Origin of the sequence: Flavobacterium soli DSM 19725 (assembly GCF_000422705.1) — a bacterium.
Classification (GTDB): domain Bacteria; phylum Bacteroidota; class Bacteroidia; order Flavobacteriales; family Flavobacteriaceae; genus Flavobacterium; species Flavobacterium soli.
Genome location: NZ_AUGO01000003.1, coordinates 145,484 through 163,448, shown reverse-complemented (window position 1 = coordinate 163,448; position 17,965 = coordinate 145,484). Strand labels below are relative to the sequence as shown.

General features: G+C 34.8%; 12 protein-coding genes. 5 read left to right on the top strand and 7 right to left on the bottom strand.

Annotated elements, in window-relative coordinates:
* Positions 1-21: 21 nt before the first annotated feature.
* From G508_RS0106170 to G508_RS0106150, 4 genes are all read right to left on the bottom strand, one after another.
* Positions 22-2,076, bottom strand: a complete 2,055-nt coding sequence (locus G508_RS0106170) for an OmpA family protein (RefSeq protein WP_026704496.1) — start codon at positions 2,074-2,076, stop codon at positions 22-24.
* Between the two features lie 10 nt (positions 2,077-2,086).
* Complete coding sequence (locus G508_RS0106165) at positions 2,087-3,022, bottom strand: PorP/SprF family type IX secretion system membrane protein (RefSeq protein WP_026704495.1); 936 nt, start codon at positions 3,020-3,022, stop codon at positions 2,087-2,089.
* Between the two features lie 26 nt (positions 3,023-3,048).
* On the bottom strand, positions 3,049-5,685 hold the full coding sequence (locus G508_RS0106160) for a gliding motility-associated C-terminal domain-containing protein (RefSeq protein ID WP_026704494.1): 2,637 nt from the start codon (positions 5,683-5,685) through the stop codon (positions 3,049-3,051).
* A 492-nt stretch (positions 5,686-6,177) separates the two neighbouring features.
* A complete protein-coding gene (locus G508_RS0106150; RefSeq protein ID WP_026704493.1) occupies positions 6,178-8,415 on the bottom strand; it encodes a carboxy terminal-processing peptidase in 2,238 nt (745 codons plus the stop codon).
* A 176-nt stretch (positions 8,416-8,591) separates the two neighbouring features.
* Here G508_RS0106150 and surE point away from each other — a divergent pair, with 176 nt between their 5' ends.
* The 5 genes from surE to G508_RS0106120 all read left to right on the top strand — a co-directional run bounded on the left by surE (position 8,592) and on the right by G508_RS0106120 (position 13,928).
* The gene (surE, locus tag G508_RS0106145; RefSeq protein ID WP_026704492.1) at positions 8,592-9,374 is read left to right on the top strand and encodes a 5'/3'-nucleotidase SurE; all 783 of its coding nucleotides are present in this window, start codon (positions 8,592-8,594) and stop codon (positions 9,372-9,374) included.
* Positions 9,361-9,633 carry a hypothetical protein gene (locus G508_RS0106140; protein ID WP_026704491.1) on the top strand — a complete coding sequence of 91 codons (273 nt, stop codon included), beginning with the start codon at positions 9,361-9,363 and terminating at the stop codon, positions 9,631-9,633. Before surE ends, G508_RS0106140 begins: the two co-directional genes overlap by 14 nt.
* 165 nt (positions 9,634-9,798) lie before the next feature.
* Entirely contained in the window at positions 9,799-10,914 is a 1,116-nt protein-coding gene (gene lpxB, locus G508_RS0106130; protein ID WP_026704490.1) for a lipid-A-disaccharide synthase, read from the top strand.
* Positions 10,915-11,168: 254 nt separating this feature from the next.
* Positions 11,169-11,849, top strand: coding sequence for a C40 family peptidase (locus G508_RS19470; RefSeq protein WP_051197478.1), 681 nt, complete (start codon positions 11,169-11,171; stop codon positions 11,847-11,849).
* 42 nt (positions 11,850-11,891) lie between these two features.
* The gene (locus tag G508_RS0106120; protein WP_026704489.1) at positions 11,892-13,928 is read left to right on the top strand and encodes a ComEC/Rec2 family competence protein; all 2,037 of its coding nucleotides are present in this window, start codon (positions 11,892-11,894) and stop codon (positions 13,926-13,928) included.
* A 3-nt stretch (positions 13,929-13,931) separates the two neighbouring features.
* On the opposite strand, the gene G508_RS0106115 is transcribed toward G508_RS0106120, so the two are convergent.
* From G508_RS0106115 to G508_RS0106105, 3 genes are read right to left on the bottom strand one after another with little or no spacing between them, the layout of a single operon-like run.
* Positions 13,932-14,396, bottom strand: a complete 465-nt coding sequence (locus G508_RS0106115) for a thioredoxin family protein (RefSeq protein WP_026704488.1) — start codon at positions 14,394-14,396, stop codon at positions 13,932-13,934.
* A gap of 43 nt (positions 14,397-14,439) precedes the next feature.
* Positions 14,440-16,254, bottom strand: a complete 1,815-nt coding sequence (locus tag G508_RS0106110; RefSeq protein WP_026704487.1) for a peptide MFS transporter — start codon at positions 16,252-16,254, stop codon at positions 14,440-14,442.
* Positions 16,255-16,310: 56 nt separating this feature from the next.
* On the bottom strand, positions 16,311-17,954 hold the full coding sequence (locus G508_RS0106105) for an MFS transporter (protein ID WP_026704486.1): 1,644 nt from the start codon (positions 17,952-17,954) through the stop codon (positions 16,311-16,313).
* Between the last annotated feature and the right edge of the window lie 11 nt (positions 17,955-17,965).

Below are 17,965 nucleotides of genomic sequence, written 5' to 3'. Positions count from 1 at the left end.
CGCTTTTCACAGCGGATTTTTTTATAGATTTTTAATCACAAATTCACTTCTTCGGTTGAGTTCATGTTGCTCTTCTGAACAGGAATCTTCGGGAACACATTTTATGATTTGAACCGTTTCGCCATAGCCTTTCGAAAAGATTCTATTGGCTGGAATTCCTTGTTCGATAAAATAAGTTCGGGTCGAAGCCGCTCTCTTGGAGGACAAATCCAGATTATACTTGTTATTTCCTCTAGCATCCGTGTGTGAACCAATTTCAACCACCATCTCAGGATATTTCTTCATGATTTCGATCACGCGATTCAAAATAGGTTTCGATTCTTTTCGGATGTACCACAAATCATAATCAAAATAGATAGGTTCGGTTTTAATAATCAATCGATCCTTGTCTTTCACAACGTCTTTTTCAGCGGCAAGAAGCTTTTCGATCCGTTCTTTCTTTTTGGTTTCGGCAACTTCTTTTTCTTTTTTTGCTGTAGTCAAAAGATCTAATTTTTTTTGTTCAAAAGCAATTTGCTCTTCTTTTCTAATCGACTCATCCGATTTTAAAGCCATCGAAGCATCATTGTTTTTTGATCGTTCCTTGTTGGTTTTTACCGTTTTTGAATCATTAGAATATTTTTCCTTCGATGCCAGAACAGTATAATTTTTTTCGCAACCTACAGTAAATTGAAACGTTCCATCAGCTTTTGTTGTGATGGTTTCCAATTGTTTTTTATCTGAATCTTGCAAAATAACGATAGCATTTTCCAGAGGTAATTTTGTGTCGATATCCGTAATGATTCCAACAATAAATTGTTTGCAATCTTCGATAATCAAAGGTTTGGTTTCGGTAAATTCATAAATATCATCGCCACCTTTTCCTTCTAATCGATTGGAAGAAAAATAACCTTTTTTGGTATCTGCATTGATGTTGAAAGCAAAATCGTCGTAGCCAGAATTTACAGGCAAGCCAATATTTTCAGGTTTGGAAAAGGTTTCATTTGTAATTTTCGAAACAAAAACATCAAGCGAACCATATCCAAAATGTCCGTTGGAAGAAAAATAAAGCTTTTCATCCGAAGCAATAAACGGAAATTGTTCTTTTTTGGCAGTATTGATTGTTGGACCTAGATTTTTTGGAATTTCAAACAGACCATCATTAATTTTGACCGAAAAAATATCAAACGAACCGAGAGTTCCTGGCATATCCGAAGCAAAATACAATGTCTTTTCATCCGTACTCAAGGCGGGATGTTCCGTAGAATAATCATCACTATTGAAAGGAAGCGAAGTGATGTTGGTCCATTTCCCATCAACTAATTCAGCTTTAAAGATTTGCAAAGTCGAAATTTTCTGCTTGTTTTTTATTTTTTTTCCGTTCTTGGAATTGTTTCGCGTAAAATACATCGTTTTCCCATCTTTAGTGAAAACCGCATTTCCTTCATGCATTTTGGTGTTGATTTCATCAGAAAAATTAACGACAAGAGCTTCTTTTGAAGCATCAGTTGTAACCATCAAAAGGTCCAAATATTGTTCATTGTTCCATTTGTAAATCTTGTCCACTGAACCCTTATTTACACCCGAATAAACTAAAGTTTTGCCGTATTGTACCGCCCCAAATTCTGAAAATTTAGAGTTGAAGGGAAGATTTTTGATGTCAAATCTATTCCCGATTGCCGAAACATTTTCGAGATTATGAATGTCTTTTTCTAATGTTTCAAGTGCTAAGTTGTCATTTTTTTTGGTTAAGAATTCTTTGTTGAAATCATGTGCTTCGTCATATTCTCCGGCTGCTTTCAAAGTTTGAATGTATCTGAAAAAATAGTCTTCGTCGAGATTTTGGCCAAAAGTTCGGATTAAATAATGGTACCATTTCTTGGCATTTTTCAAGTCATTGGTATAATAATAGCTGTCGGCAAGATTTTTTACGACTTCAAAAGAACGATTTTCAAGTACAATACTTTCATATAACGGAATGGCTTCGCTATAAAAGGTTCGGTCGAAATAACGATTGGCAGTTTTCAAATCCTGATTTTGAGCTGTTGTAAATTGCAAAGAAAACAGGATAATAATGACGGTTAATATTCTTTTCATAGTGTTCATTTTAAAAGAATCTAGGTGATTTGTCATATCCTTTTCCCATCAAGTTCAAGTCGAAAAGAAGGAAAATTTCGTGTGTTCCTGAATTGAATTGGCCTAAGTTCGAAAGGGTATAATCGTAGGCATAACCCACTCTAATATCAGGTGTGACATTGATGTTGACCAATCCGCTAACGGCATCGTCAAGGCGATAGGCTAGGCCAAATTCAACTTTATTATTGTATAAAATATTCGCTGTGATATCAAATGTGGCGGGAGCTCCTTTTACAAATTTCGACATAAAAGCCGGTTTGAATTTAAACGAAGGGTTGAGGTTGAAGACATATCCACCAGTAAAAAAGTAATGTGGATTTTCCGATCCAAAAGCATTAATGCCGTTTCGTTCTTCGATGTGTTTGGTGGAAAGTAGGTTTGGAACCGACAATCCTACATAATAAGTATTGGTGAAGTAATAAGCACCCATTCCTATGTTTGGCTTGAACATATTGATGTTTTCCGAAAAGGCCAAATCAGTTGAAGCATCGCCACTTTCGAATTGAAATCCATTAAAATTGGTTTGGAAAGAAGTGAAGCCCGCTTTTAATCCGAGTGAAAGTTTATGGTTATTTTTGAAAGCTAAGACATAAGCAAAATCAGCAAAGAAGTTATTTTCTTTTTTTGCACCATCACCAATATCATCGGAAACCATCGAAAGGCCCAGTTCTACTTCTTTATTTACAGGCATGTGACCAAAAAACGTCAATGTTTTTGGAGCTCCAACAGCACCAACCCATTGTGTCCTGTAGAGTGTTCCTAGATTGAGAATGGATTCTGTTCCTGTCGCATAAGCCGGATTTACCACACTCATATTATACATATATTGAGTATATTGTGGATCTTGCTGAGCAAAAGCAGTAGTCAGAAAAAAGAAAAATTGTACAAGAAGTAGTATCTTTTTCATTTAGGGTTCAGATTATGATGCTGAAATTATCGGTTTAAATAAAGTCGGCCTTGTTTTGGAGAAATGTTGTCTTTGTTGAAATGCAAGACGAAAAAATAAACGCCGTTTGGAGCCATTCCGTCAATTAAACTGGAATCAGAGTTTTTTCCGTCCCAATTCGGTTTGTTCTTGTTTCCTGTGAACATTAAATTCCCATAACGGTTGTAAATTTCCAAAGTAAAATTTGGGTATAAAAACTCGATGTCAGGAATCCTGAACGTGTCGTTTACATTGTCATTATTTGGAGAAAAACCATCGGGAATGAAAAATCCATATTCTTCATCTGGGTCGTCACAATCAGTTAGTGTTACCGTCACTGCTAAAGCTTCCACGGAAGTGCAATCCAAAGTGCTAGAAAATTGATAGCCATAATAAGTAAAACCTTCCTGAAGCAATTCGGTGTTTTCCAATTGGTTTCCATCAGTTAAAGCATCGTACCAAATCAAGGTTTCAGGGGCATTTACGTTAGCGGATAAGTCTTGTAAAGTTGGATTATCGGCACCACAAAAACTTTCACCATTTTGTTCCAAAGTAGGAGCTTGGATGGAATTAATGGTGACGGTAATCATCGTTCTTTCGGAGGGACAATTGGTAGTTCCGCTAATTTGTTCTACATAATAATTGCCTGAAATTAATGGTGTATCATTTTCTAGAACATCGTTACCATTTGGAGAAGCATACCAATTAATGTTGGTTCCGTTTGGCTGTAAATCAGCAATGGTAGCACTATCGCTTTCGCAAAAAATAGCATTGTTTGCTTGTGGTGCTTCAGGAATTGGGTTGATCGTAAAATCATCTGAAATGTTGAGGTCGATGGAACACGTTGTGACATTATCTGTTAAAGAAACAAGTGTCAAGGTAGAAAGTCCAGCATTTGGAATCAATTCAGATGGTATTGTGAAAACACCATTTCCAGAAGTGATATTGAGTGTAACCGTTTGATTATTCGCTTGATTAGTGCCTGAAATAGTATAATTAAGTGTGATATTAGTCATGTTTCCAAAACCGGAAAGAGCAACAATCGCATCTTCGTTTTGACAAATGTCATCCACAACGATAGAAATACTGGAACCATCCGGCAATTCATTAATCAGGAATTCGGTAGAAAGATTTGCCGTATTGGTACAAAATGTTTCTTGATTGGTAATATTGGTGATGGTAATTGTGGTGTTTCCAGCATTTGGAATTAAATTAGCAGGAATTGAAAAATTGGCATTACCATTTGAAATTGTAATGATAGTGAGTTGATCGGTTGCAGTATTTTCTCCTGATAAAGAATAGGTAATTTCATAAGTTCCATTCTCTACATTTATAGCTTCAGAAAGTTCAATATTAGCTTGACTTCCAATGCAAACTGGATTTACTGATAAGATTGCATTTTCTAAATCAGGAAGCTGAAAAATCTCCAAATCACCCGCCACATCAGCAATGTTTTCACAAGCTTGAGAGCCGTTTATGTCAAAAATATCAGTTATATTTATAATATATTCTCCGGCTGTTGGGAAATTTTGGTTGTCTAATTCAAACGTAAAAATACCACCAATAAACTGCGAAACAATATTTTCCGTCTGTCCTGCAATTTCAACGGTTATCTGATAGGTTCCATCTGTAATGGGCTTATTTCCTTGCGATAAAACTGCTGTAAAAATGGCATCTTCCAATTCGTCTTCACAAATGTCTGAATTGATTTCGAGTGTGCCTCCCGTCAAGTCGATTAGTTCCTCAATAATGATTTCTACCGTTTCAGTTTCGATGCTACAAACAGGATTCGTTGGATAAACGGTATAAGTAAAAGTATATGTTCCCGGACCTTGTGTGTTGAAAATGTTTTCCACGTTGACAAAAGAATCAAACGGACTAGCTAATTCAGTTGTTGTTGTTTCGGACCATTGACCATTCAAGTCAGCTTCAGATAATAAGGAAAATAAATCGAAATTTGTGTAGATGGTCATGTCATCGGTTTCACAAAGCAATAATTCTCCTCCTTCTCCTGGTTCTGGAGCTCGATGAACTGTGATTATTGCAGTTGATGAAGTTGCAGGGCATGTGCCAATTTCGGGCATCGTATAAGTAAAAGAATAAGTTCCGATTTCTACGGCTGTGGCATTGAAAATATTATTACTTAAAGCTCCAGTATTGTCATTGTCCGTCCAAACTCCATTCAAATGTGGACTCGGAGGGTCTCCAACAAAAAACTGAAATAAGTTCACACTACTGTCGTCACTACAAACTGATCCATTTGGACTGGTAATCCCTGAATAACCCCCAACCGTTACTACAATCGATGCAGTAGTATCAGTACAACCATCAATATTTGCCACGGTGTAATTGAAGGTATATTCGCCACTTAGATGAATATTCCACACATTTAAAATTCCTGTTGTAGCATCAAGACCTCCAGTTTGCAACGGATCACTCCAAGTTCCTCCAGCGGTTGGAGCTCCATTTAAAAGTGAAAATAAATCAATATTTTGATTAGCAGGATCGGTGATATTACAAACGGTAAGAAACGCATCTTCTCCAGCACATTGGGCATTTGCCTTTAGCGAGAAAAAAAGTGTTGTAATTAAAGCGAAAAAAAAATAACTAAGTTTTTGGGTTTTGGGGGTAAAGTTACAAGACATATTTATATCTCTTAAAATTCAGTTAAAAGTATAAATATTATCTTAACAAAGTATAAAAAGTTTATTTCTTTTTTCTTAATGCATTAACTTTAACTTTTTACACCTAAAGCGTCTCTAAAAGCATTCTCAATCCAAATAAAAGCAAGCGTTAAAAACATGATGGCAAGGCCGTGAACCATTGCCACATAAGGCTTTTCAAAAATGCTATAGCTTTAGTGATCCTTGATCATTCCGCCCCAAGTAGGAATTAGTGGTTGAGTTCCGAGTCTAAGGAGACTCAAACTCTTTCGATAAGTATTGCTGAATCAAAATTGGCAGCCTAAATCACAATAACGTGAGCCAAGATATTGGAATGAATAGAATTACCAGATGTAAAACGGAAAAGAAAATAATATGTAGATAAACCAGAAACTAAAAGCGCTCCAAAAATTCTTTTTGAACTTTTGGAGCGCGATAGCCTTAAGGATTATGTGCTATTCGTTATTAAATAATTTATAATGAACCAACTAATTTGCCTTTTTTGTCTTTTGCTGGCAATTTTGTTTTTACTACATTTTTAGATTGCATGTCGCTCAACACATTTAATGCTTCTTCAACATAGACGTCTTTTGCAAGGCTTTCATGCCAACGAACTCTCTTTTCTTTAAACAAGCTGTCTTTTTCCATTAATACCATTTCATTTGGCAATGATTTGAATAGAAGTTTGTTTTTGTAATCCGAAATGGGTTTGTATTTTTTGGCTTCTGCATCAAGATTTTCTTGCTCATTTTTGAATTTTTCAAGCTGCAAGCTATAAACATTCTCGTCTCTTCGTTTGCTAATCCATTTTGCATTTTCATCAATTAATTGAAATTGAGGATTGTGCTCCAATCTTTTTTTGCTGTTTGCAATAACGGCATCATAGTTTTCAATTTTCCAAGGCTCATATTTTGCAGGGTCAATTTTATCCCACGGCATTGCATTTTCTAAATCGCGTTCGCCAATTTCTATATGAGAAAAACGATCTGGCATGTTTACATCACTAGAAACACCTTTTAGTTGAGTTGATCCACCATTAATTCTATAAAATTTTTGAGTGGTCGTTTTTAATGCACCCAAATCTCCAACAGAACTGTTTCGGATAAAATCATTTAATCCGTATACATTTTGAACAGTTCCTTTTCCGTATGATTGTTTGCTTCCTATGATAATTCCTCTTTTATAATCTTGTATGGCTGCTGCCAAAATTTCTGAAGCCGAAGCTGAAAAATTATTAATCATCACCACAAGAGGACCATCCCATTGGATCTTACTGTCTTTGTCTGATAAAACTTCTTTGTTTTTTCCAGTAGTTTTCACCTGAACAATAGGGCCTTCTTTGATGAATAACCCTGCAATATCAACTACGGTTTTTAGAGAACCCCCACCATTGTCGCGAACGTCCATAACAATTCCCGAAACACCTTCTTGCTTCAATCTCTCTACTTCGATAGCAACATCTTTTGCAGCATCTCTATCGTCTTTATTTTCGAAATTGATATAGAATTTTGGCAAATAAATAATGCCATATTTTTTACCATCTTTCTCTACCACACTAGATTTTGCATAGGTTTCTTCAATTTCAACTTCATCACGAATGATTGAAATTATCTTGATTGTTCCGTCTGATTTTTTAACCGTTAAGCGAACTTCTGTATCTTTTGGACCTTTGATTTTCTTCACCACGTCATCAAGACGCATTCCCACGATGTCAACAGGTTCAGCATCACCTTGAGCTACTTTCATCACGACATCACCGGCTTCTAATTCTTTTCCTCTCCAAGCTGGACCACCAGAAATTAATTCGGTGATTTCAGTAAAATCATTTTTCTTTTGAAGACGTGCTCCAATCCCGAAAAATTTCCCACTCATGCTCACGTCAAATTTCTCTTTGTCATCCGGAGCCATATAATTCGTGTGAGGATCAAAACCTTCTGCAATAGCATTCAAATAAATGGCAAAATAATCATCACGATTTAGGTCTTTAATGAAACTGTATAATTCATTTAATGATTTCAAAGAACTTTCACGTGTTTCTTTTTCAAGTTCTGCATAGCTTTTTGGACCTTCTTTGTCTTTCTTGGCTTTTTCGGCTTGTCTTTTTTCCGAAGCTGTCAAAGAATCGTTGTCTTGATTAAACACGCCATTTTTTTTATCTTCTTCATATTTTAACTTGTCATTTAAAGAAGACAATGTAGAAAGTTTAATTTGTTTACGCCATCTGTCTTTTAGCTCTTTTTGGTTAGAGACATAAGGCAATTTTTCATAATCGGTATTAATTTCTTCATCAATAGTATAGTCAATTGGGCTGCTAAGAATATCTTTAAAGAAAGTTTCACTTTCCTTGGTTCGTTGCATCAATCTATTGTAGGTCAAATCGAAAAAAGATAAATCCTTGTTTTTGATTTGATCATCAATTAAAAGTTCATATTTAGAGAATTCATCAATATCTGATTGAAGGAAAAGTCTTTTTGAAGGATCTAAACCGTTGATGTATTCCTTGTAAACACTTTTTGAAAAATTGTCGTCTATGTCTTTAGGGTCAAAGTGTCCTTTTTCGACGATAAAAGTCAATAATTCAATCAGCATTCGATCTTTTTCCGGGTCGTTTTTTTCCTTCAAAGGGAAAAAACTCAGTAGGGCAATTGACAGTATCGCAACAACCCCTATTATTTTATAATTTCTTTTCATAAAGCTCCAAATTGCATTCATCAATTTTTTAAATCTAATTTTCAACTAAATTAAGGAAAAACTATGCCAGTCTAGCTAACATCGCTATAATTTTTTGTTAAAGATGCTAAAGTACTAACTTCCTAGTAAAAATGCTTATTTTAGCCTAAATTTTTGCATAGGATTAGGAGTTTAAAATTGATTAAGTTTATATACAAATGAAAAACAAGCCTTTAATTTTAGTTACCAATGACGATGGAATCACAGCTCCAGGAATTAGGACTTTAATTTCTGTTATGCAGGAAATTGGCGAAATTGTAGTTGTAGCTCCGGATAAACCTCAAAGTGCTACAGGACATGCCATTACAATAAATAACACCTTGCACTTAAATAAGATCTCAGACGAAAAGTCGGAATTCTTGGAGTATAGTTGTTCTGGAACTCCGGTTGATTGTGTGAAATTTGCCGTAAATGAAGTCCTGAAAAGAAAACCGGATTTATGTGTTTCGGGGATCAATCATGGTTCGAATTCGTCGATTAATGTGATTTATTCAGGAACAATGAGTGCCGCTGTTGAGGCTGGAATTGAAGGAATTCCCGCTATTGGATTTTCTTTGCTGGATTATGATTGGAATGCCGATTTTGAACAGGGAAAGAAATTTATCAGGAAAATTGCTTTGGAAGTTTTAGAGAGGGGATTGCCGGAAGGTGTGATTTTGAATGTCAATATTCCGAAATTAAAAGAAAAAGACATAAAGGGAATTAAAGTTTGTCGTCAAGCGAAAGCGATGTGGATGGAAAAATTTGACAAGCGAAAAACCCCACAAGGCAAAGATTATTATTGGCTTACAGGCGAATTTGTAAACCAAGATAATGGCGAAGATACGGATGAATTTGCATTAGAAAACGGATTTATATCGGTGGTTCCTGTTCAATTTGACTTGACGGCACATCACGCGATTCAAACTTTAAATACTTGGAAATTGAATGAAAAAAATTGATTTATTGTATGGTTTTATAATTGGATTGATTACTTCGTTTATCGGAGTTTTTCTATTTGTTTCATTGTTTACGGATTATGATTTTCAAATAGCAATCCAAGCTACAAAAGCCGAAGGAAAGTTGGGGAAACTGATTACCTTGGGGGCGGTTTTAAACCTGATTGTTTTCTTTTTGTTGTTGAAGTTCAATAAAGAATTAATGGCAAGAGGTGTGGTTTTGGCGACTATTTTACTGACGGTTGTCACGATTTTTGTGTAGCGTTAGGCGAAAAGTTTAAAGAATGCCTTCTGATTTTAATATAGCCCTGATGGAAGTGGAAATCCTTTTCTTTTTTTTCTTTAAAAAAAGAAAAGATTGGGAACGTACAGCAGGAAAATGGTTTGGAGTAAATGCCTAGTGATTTGCTCCTAAAAATATAAAAAGATGAAATATTATATCATTGCCGGTGAAGCTTCGGGAGATTTGCACGGTTCGAATTTGATGAAAGCGTTATTGAAAGAAGATTCAGCGGCTGAAATTAGGTTTTGGGGTGGAGATTTGATGGAAAAAGCGGGTGGAACGTTGGTGAAGCATTACCGCGAACTTGCGTTTATGGGGTTTATAGAGGTAGTTTTTAATTTGAAAACGATTCTGAATAACATTAAATTCTGTAAAAAAGATATTGAAAATTTCCAGCCGGATGTGATCATTTTTATTGATTACCCTGGATTTAATATGCGAATTGCAAAATGGGCTAAAGAAAAAGGGATCAGGACACACTATTATATTTCGCCTCAAATTTGGGCTTGGAAGGAAAATAGGATCAAGGATATTAAGCGTGATTTTGATAAATTGTATGTGATTTTGCCTTTTGAGAAAGATTTTTATGAAAAAAAGCATGGATTTCCTGTTGAGTTTGTAGGGCATCCTTTGATTGATGCGATTCATAACCGAACAGTGGTTGATGAAAATAGTTTTAGAAAGGAACACCAGCTTGATGAAAAGCCGATTGTAGCCTTATTGCCAGGAAGCCGAAAACAAGAAATTTCTAAAATGCTTTCGCTGATGTTGAGTGTGGTCGAGGATTTTCCGAATCATCAGTTTGTGATTGCTGGGGCTCCAAGTCAGGAATATGCTTTTTACAGTCAGTTTTTGAAGAATAAAAATGTGCATTTTATTGCTAATAGAACCTACGATTTGTTGAGTGTTTCGCAAGCGGCTTTGGTTACTTCTGGGACGGCAACTCTGGAAACGGCCTTGTTTAAAGTTCCTGAAGTGGTTTGTTATAAGGGAAGTTGGGCTTCGTATCAAATTGCGAAACGCATTATCACATTGAAGTATATTTCGCTGGTGAATTTAATCATGGATAGGGAAGTGGTGACGGAGTTGATTCAGGACGAATGTAACCCGAAAAACATCAAGAAGGAATTGGAAAAATTATTTGAACCACAACACCGAAAACAACTTTTGGAACAGTTTGATGAGCTAGAACAAAAGCTTGGAGGTATTGGTGCTAGCGAAAAGACAGCTAAAATGATTGTTAATAGTGTTAAAGGATAGTTTTAGAATTTGATGAAATTAAGTTGCTGTATTTCAGTTTTTTAAAATGTATTTTTCTTTTCTTTGGAATTTTTACTAACAAAAAATTAACGGTGAAGTTTATACTTTTCTCGTTTTTTTTAGTAGTTTTACAATCTCGAAATAAATACTGCGTTATATCTGTGGTATTACATCCTAAATTCTTTCGGAATTTTATTTCAATAAATCTAATAGCATGAACTATTTGGTTTTGCTAGAAAAATAAAAAATAAAATATGTTGAACACAAAAAAACTACTTATTACGACTTTATTACTGTCAATGACTTCTTTGAGTTTTGGACAGATAATTACTTCAAAGAAAGAAGCTGTAAAAAAAGGTGTTTATCAAAAACCAGAAGAAAAAAAGAAAGATAACGTTGCAGTTCCCAAGAAAACGGAAACTGCTGTTGCTTATCAGGAAGTTTCAAAACCAGAAACAAAACCTGCTCCAAAAAGCACTCCTAAACCAAAAAAATATGCCATTGATAACAGCGAACCTGAAGATAAGGATTTGCTGATTTCCCCACCAGAAAATTATGTTGCTAAGCAAATGATCAATAACGCTATGGAATTTTTAGGCGTTAGATACAGAGGAGGCGGAACTACAATAGCTGGAATGGATTGTTCCGGAATGGTAACAGCGGTTTTTGATATTTTTGATATGAAATTGCCAAGAAGTTCTCACGAAATGGCGACTGTTGGTGAAAAAATTGATGTAAAAGATGTTAAAAAAGGCGACTTGATTTTCTTTAAGACTAATCGTAGAGGCATCAGCCATGTTGGAATCGTTACTGAAGTTACCGATGACAATGAAGTCAAGTTCATTCATTCTTCAACTTCAAAAGGTGTTATTATCTCTTCCTTGAATGAGCCTTATTACCAAAAAACTTTTGTACAAGTCAACAGAGTTTTGTAGTAAAATTTTACCAGATCTAAAATAATTTATTATTTTAGATTTATGAAAACCATACACTTTCCATTAGTTAGAATCACATTTTGTTTTATTGCTGGTATTTTAGGTGCCTACTACGCAAAACCTGACTTATACCATGTATTGATCATCTTGTTTTTGGCAGTTGTGGCTTTTTTGGCGTCTTATTTTTTTTGTCTAAAAAAGATACAGCAAGGAATTCACTTTGCGATTGCAACATACATACTTTCCTTTTTTGTTGGAGCCACAACTTTGGTAGTGCACAATGATTATTTTGATCAAGATAATTACATCCACTTCATTGAAGATTCGGATAAGGAATATAGTGTTCACCTTGTCATACGAGAAAAGCTAAAGACTACAGCCTATAATGAACGGTATGTGGCAATTGTTCATGCTATTGATGGTGTAAAAACCGACGGTAAAATTTTGCTCAACATTAAAAAAGACAGTTTGAAACCAGATTTAACGATTGGTTCGAATTTGCTTTTAAGTGAAAAAATCTACAAGCATAAATCGCCCTATAATCCTGACCAGTTTGACTATGGGAAATACCTAGAAAATAAATCGATACTTTCTCAAGTGTATGTTGAGGTTCAAGATATAAAAGTTAGCGATAAGGTGGATAAAAACATCTGGTATTTTGCAGCACAATTGCGAAATACAATTATTCAAAATCTTGAAAGAAGTAATTTTAATAAGAGAGAGTTAAATGTAGTTGCGGCTTTAATATTGGGTCAACAGCAAGATATTTCACCAGATGTGATTCAGGATTATCAATTTGCTGGAGCGATTCATATTTTGTCGGTTTCTGGGTTGCATGTTGGTTATATTTTGCTGTTTCTTAATTTTTTATTGGCTAAAATCCCTAAAACCAGAACAGGAAATATTTTCAAGTTAATAATTATCATTGCTAGTCTTTGGAGCTTTGCCGTAATTGCGGGACTTTCACCTTCTATAGTTCGGTCAGTTACAATGTTTTCGTTTGTGGCAATAGGAATGCATTTAAAAAGAAAAACCAATAGTTTTCACACCTTGATTGTTTCGATGTTATTGATTCTGGTTTTTCAACCTTCATTTTTGTTTGATGTAGGATTTCAGTTGAGTTATTTGGCGTTGTTTTTTATTCTTTGGCTACAGCCTATTTTGAGTAATTTTTGGACACCTAAAAATTATATTCTCACTTCTTTTTGGGGAATATTGACCGTTTCCTTTGCAGCCCAAATAGGAACTTTGCCTTTAAGTCTCTATTATTTCCATCAATTTCCAGGATTGTTTTTTATTACGAACATTATAATTCTGCCTTTTTTAGGCTTAATAATGGTACTCGGATTATTGGTCATGATTTGGGCTTACTTTGGAATTGTTCCCTTGTTTTTTGTCAAGATTGTTGAATATAGTGTTCTGGGACTAAACTGGATTATTAGCAAAATTGCATCCTTTGAAAGTTTTATTTTCAAAGACATTCCGTTTAATCTTTACATGGAAATTGCACTTTATGTTTTGATTGCGATGTTAGTTTTGTGGATTGAAAAACGTAGTTTAAAACGATTGGTCTTTGTGTTATCGGCTGTGATTTTATTTCAGATTTCATTTTTAGGAACAAAATATTACAATCAAACTCAAAAGGAGATGCTGGTTTTGCATTCCCGTAAAAACTCAATTTTTGTAGAACGGAAAGGTCAGGAATTAAAAGTTTTTGCTAATGATAGTATTTTGAAAAACTTAGAAAATGATCGTAATTTGAAATCGTTTGTAGTTGCTAATTTTATAAATCATATTCAGAAAGAGAAAATCAGTAATTTTTATTTTTTCAATAACAAAAGCATTTTTGTCATGGACAGCTCTGCGGTTTATCCAAAAGAGTGTAAGCCAAATATCGTTGTTTTGATGCAATCTTCTCAAATAAACCTTGAGCGATTTCTGCAAGATCATAAACCTGAAATTATCGTTGCCGATGGTTCCAATTATAGAACGTATGTTGAAAGATGGAAAGCGACTTGCGAGAAACAAAAAATCCCCTTTCACGCTGTTGGTGAAAAGGGATTCTATAAAGTTGAATAATATTTATTTTTTGTTAGCCAAAATCTGATTGGCTACCGCCAACCATTTTTCGGGTCCACCAGCTACATAACCGGTACTTCCTAATTTGGCAAAACTTACTTTTTTATCTACCATAGTTGGCGTTACCATCCAAACGGTTGGAAATCCGCGAACGCCAAACATAGCTTGTAACTCGTTGTTTTGTTTGGTCAATTCTGGCGAAAGTTGTTTTCTTCTTGGGAAATCTAGATCTACCAAGACTACATTTTCATTGGCCCATTTTGTAAATTCAGGTGTTTTGAAAACTTCTCTTTGCAATTTGATACACCATCCACACCAGTCGCTTCCTGTAAAGAAAAAGAACAATGGTTTTTTAGTCTTAATAGCAATTTCCGATGCTTTGTTTACATCTGTATGCCAAGTTAATTCTTGTGCCTCGATAGTCATCGAACCAAGAGCTAAAAGTAATGTTAGAATTATTTTTTTCATTTGTATATTTTTAAAAATTAGTTTTCAAAAATAATGCCGATAATTATCGAACACCGTGCATTAGTTTTTTGATTACTGGACTCATTAATATCGAAAAAGCAGCGAGTACAAAAGAAATAATGGCCAGCATCCAAAAGAAGTAGCTTATTCCTTTTTCATTTGCAATGGCTTCAACTTCTTCACCAAATAAACCAGCACCTTTCATTCCAATTGCAACAGCTAAATACCAAACCCCGAACATGAAAGCAATCATTCTTGGAGGCACCAACTTACTAACATAGGATAAACCAACTGGCGAGATGCATAATTCTCCCATTGTATGAAATAAAAACACAAGAATTAGCCAAATCATACTTACACTTGCAGTTTCGGCTCCTGGAGCAATTCCGTTTGCACCAAAGGCAACAACTGCCATTCCTAACCCTAATAGAATCATACCGATTCCATATTTTACGTTAGCATTAGGATTAAATTTACTTTCCCAAACTTTTGAAAACAAAGGTGCTAAAGTTATAATGAATAATGAGTTTAGGGTAGAAAACCAAGTTGCAGGAACTTCAGTTAGTGCTTGGGAAGTTTTTTCTATTTTCAAAAATTGAAGCGTAGAATCGGATAATTCTAAATAGCCCGCCATGTAATAATCTTTGGCTAACATCCAAAGTGCTATTATCCAGATGATTAAGAAGCTAAAACTTAAAACAATATTGGCAATTGAATATTTTGAAAAGGTTTTTCTAAACAACATATACATTACCCAATTGATAATAATTAGCGGAATAAGTGTCATTAAAGAGTTGATGATCAAAAATATAGCACTTGAATTCCCTGTTAAAATTCTATTGGTATATTTTTCTGCAAAAACGGTTAAACTATTTGGAGATTGTTCAAAAATTGCCCAAAAGAAAATAGTAATAAAGGCAAAGAAGGTAACTGCAATTAATTTTTCTCTTGTGGTTTTTGAGTATTGCATGATTCTATAAACCAACAAAATAATAAATAAGACTAAAGCGGTTAGTATAGCAATTGCATTTCCATTTTCTCCTAGAAAACCAAATACATTAAAATTCCCACCAGATAATTTTGAGATTTTTGATGCAGGAGCATTGATTATCCAAAGTAACCCTAGAATAACTGATACTGCAATTAACCCAAGTTGCCATGTGGTAAATGGAACTCTTTTATCAGTATCATTTTTAGCTAGCTCTTCTACGTCTTTTTTAACAGGCTTCAAACCAATAGTGCCAAAAATATTTTGTGACAACCAAAATTGTACTAAACCTAAGAACATGAAAATTCCAGCTAGACCAAAACCATATCCCCAACCAACTTTTTCTCCTAAATAACCACAAAGTAATATTCCAAAAAATGCTCCAGCATTTACCCCCATATAAAAGATTGTATAAGCGCCATCTTTCTTTTCGGGTCTATCTTTATACATTTCTGATACAATAGAGGTCATATTGGGTTTAAAAAAACCGTTTCCAAAAACCAAAAGCACAAGTCCTAAATAAATGGTAAATTCTGTCTCAAAAGCCATCGAAAAATGCCCTAATGTCATTAATAATGCTCCAATAACAACTGCCCAACGATATCCAATTATTTTGTCTGCAAAATATCCGCCAAGCATAGTTGAAAGGTATACCAACCCAACATATGAGCCAAAAAGTGAGGATGCGGTTCCTTGATCCCAGCCCCATCCACCATCAGCAAAGGATGCCATAAAAAATAATACTAATAAAGATCTCATTCCGTAAAATGAAAAACGTTCCCACATTTCTGTGAAAAATAATACGAAAAGCCCAGAAGGATGTCCTAAAACGGTGCTTTCGAAAAACTGATCTGTTGAATTTTTACTCATAATTTCTATTTTGGTTGCGAAAGATAGTCAAAAAATTAATTTATTTTGAATTGTTTTTAGTTTTGAGCCTTTTTCTCTAGCGGTTTCACGACAAATTGATCGTAAATGATTAAAGCGACGATAGAAACTAGACCAACAGCACATACAACATACCAGATTTTGTTTGGACTATAGCTGTTCCAAAGCATATCGGTCATTTGCCAATGGGTCATGTTGAGTTTCTCTGATGCTAAAGCAAAATATTCGCTTTTAGAAAATGGCGTTTGAATAGTAGAAACATCAATTCCTTTTGCAGTAGCCAACTCGGTAAACTGCTTACCTATTGAGGCATAATCCAGATTCGCATCCTTGAGGTGAAATTGATTTTCGAATTCTGAAATGGATAAATTCAATGCTTTTGAACCTTGTTCTATAAATTCTTCTTTACTGACAACTTCTGGCATCGAAAGATTCCTTTTGCCCATTTCGGTTTGCAAAAGCGAAAGTTTATCCGACCATTTTTGGTATAAATCTCCTGCAATAAATCCGGTGAAGAAATTTCCGGCTGCAACGGGTAAAAAATAAGTTCCCTGATACAAACCTTCTTTTCCTTTTGGTGTAATCAAGGCGATAAACGAAGATAGAGTAGGGCTTGACATCATTTCGCCAATAGCAAAAATCATCGTTCCAAAAACCGTAAACCAAACATTATGGGTATAAAAAGTTAAACTCACACCGATTGTTGCGATAATCGCTCCACGAATAATGGCGTTGATGTGACGCATTTTGATTACGAAATAGGAAACTGCAATTTGTAAAATGATAATCATAAAAGCATCAAGATTGGCAAACCATTCTGCTTTTACTTGACCATCTTGGGTAATGGTTTTACTTAAAAAAGGAATATTTTCGTTAATCCAATTGCTTAGTACAGCAGTATCAATCCAGTCTTCTATAAAGTTAGGCAATGTATAAAATAATTGGTTATACATTGTCCAGAAACCAATCATTAAAATCAAAAGAACGGTTAATCGCTTGTCTTTTAAAGCTTCAACAATATTAAGCAAGGAGTTTTTAATCTCCGTTAAAATTGGTTCCTTGTGTGTTTTTTCAATTTTCGGTTCTTTATAAAAAAGCAAAAGAAAAATCAAGTTAAGCCCGATGACAACTGCCGCTTGAACGAAGATAATTTTCCATCCATATTCAGTTCGTAGATAAGATGACATTGCTGGTCCAACAAATCCTCCAATGTTGACCATCATATAAAATATTCCAAAACCCATTGTTCCAGTCGTATCGTCGGTATTTCTAGCGACAATTGCCGAAGCCACAGGTTTGAAAAACGCAGCTCCAATGGCAACCAAAAGAAAAACCATATACATACTCCAATAAGTACTCACTTCTCCCATCAAGTAATAACCCGCAATCATGATGATATAGGCTATGGTAAGGGAAAGTTTATAGCCTATTCGATCAGCAATTACTCCAAAAAAGAGAGGTAAAAGATAAAGAATGGCGGTAACATTGGCCATAATATTTCCTTTTTGGATATGGTTGAAGCCTAAACCACCTTCATCCGTAGAACCTACAAGGTATAATCCGAAAAGGGTAAAAATTCCATACCAAGCCCAACGTTCCATGAGTTCCATAAAACTTGCAAGCCAAAAGTTTTTATTGAACGATTTTAGGGTAGATAAAAATGAAGTTTTGTTTTCTGACATTTTATTTTATT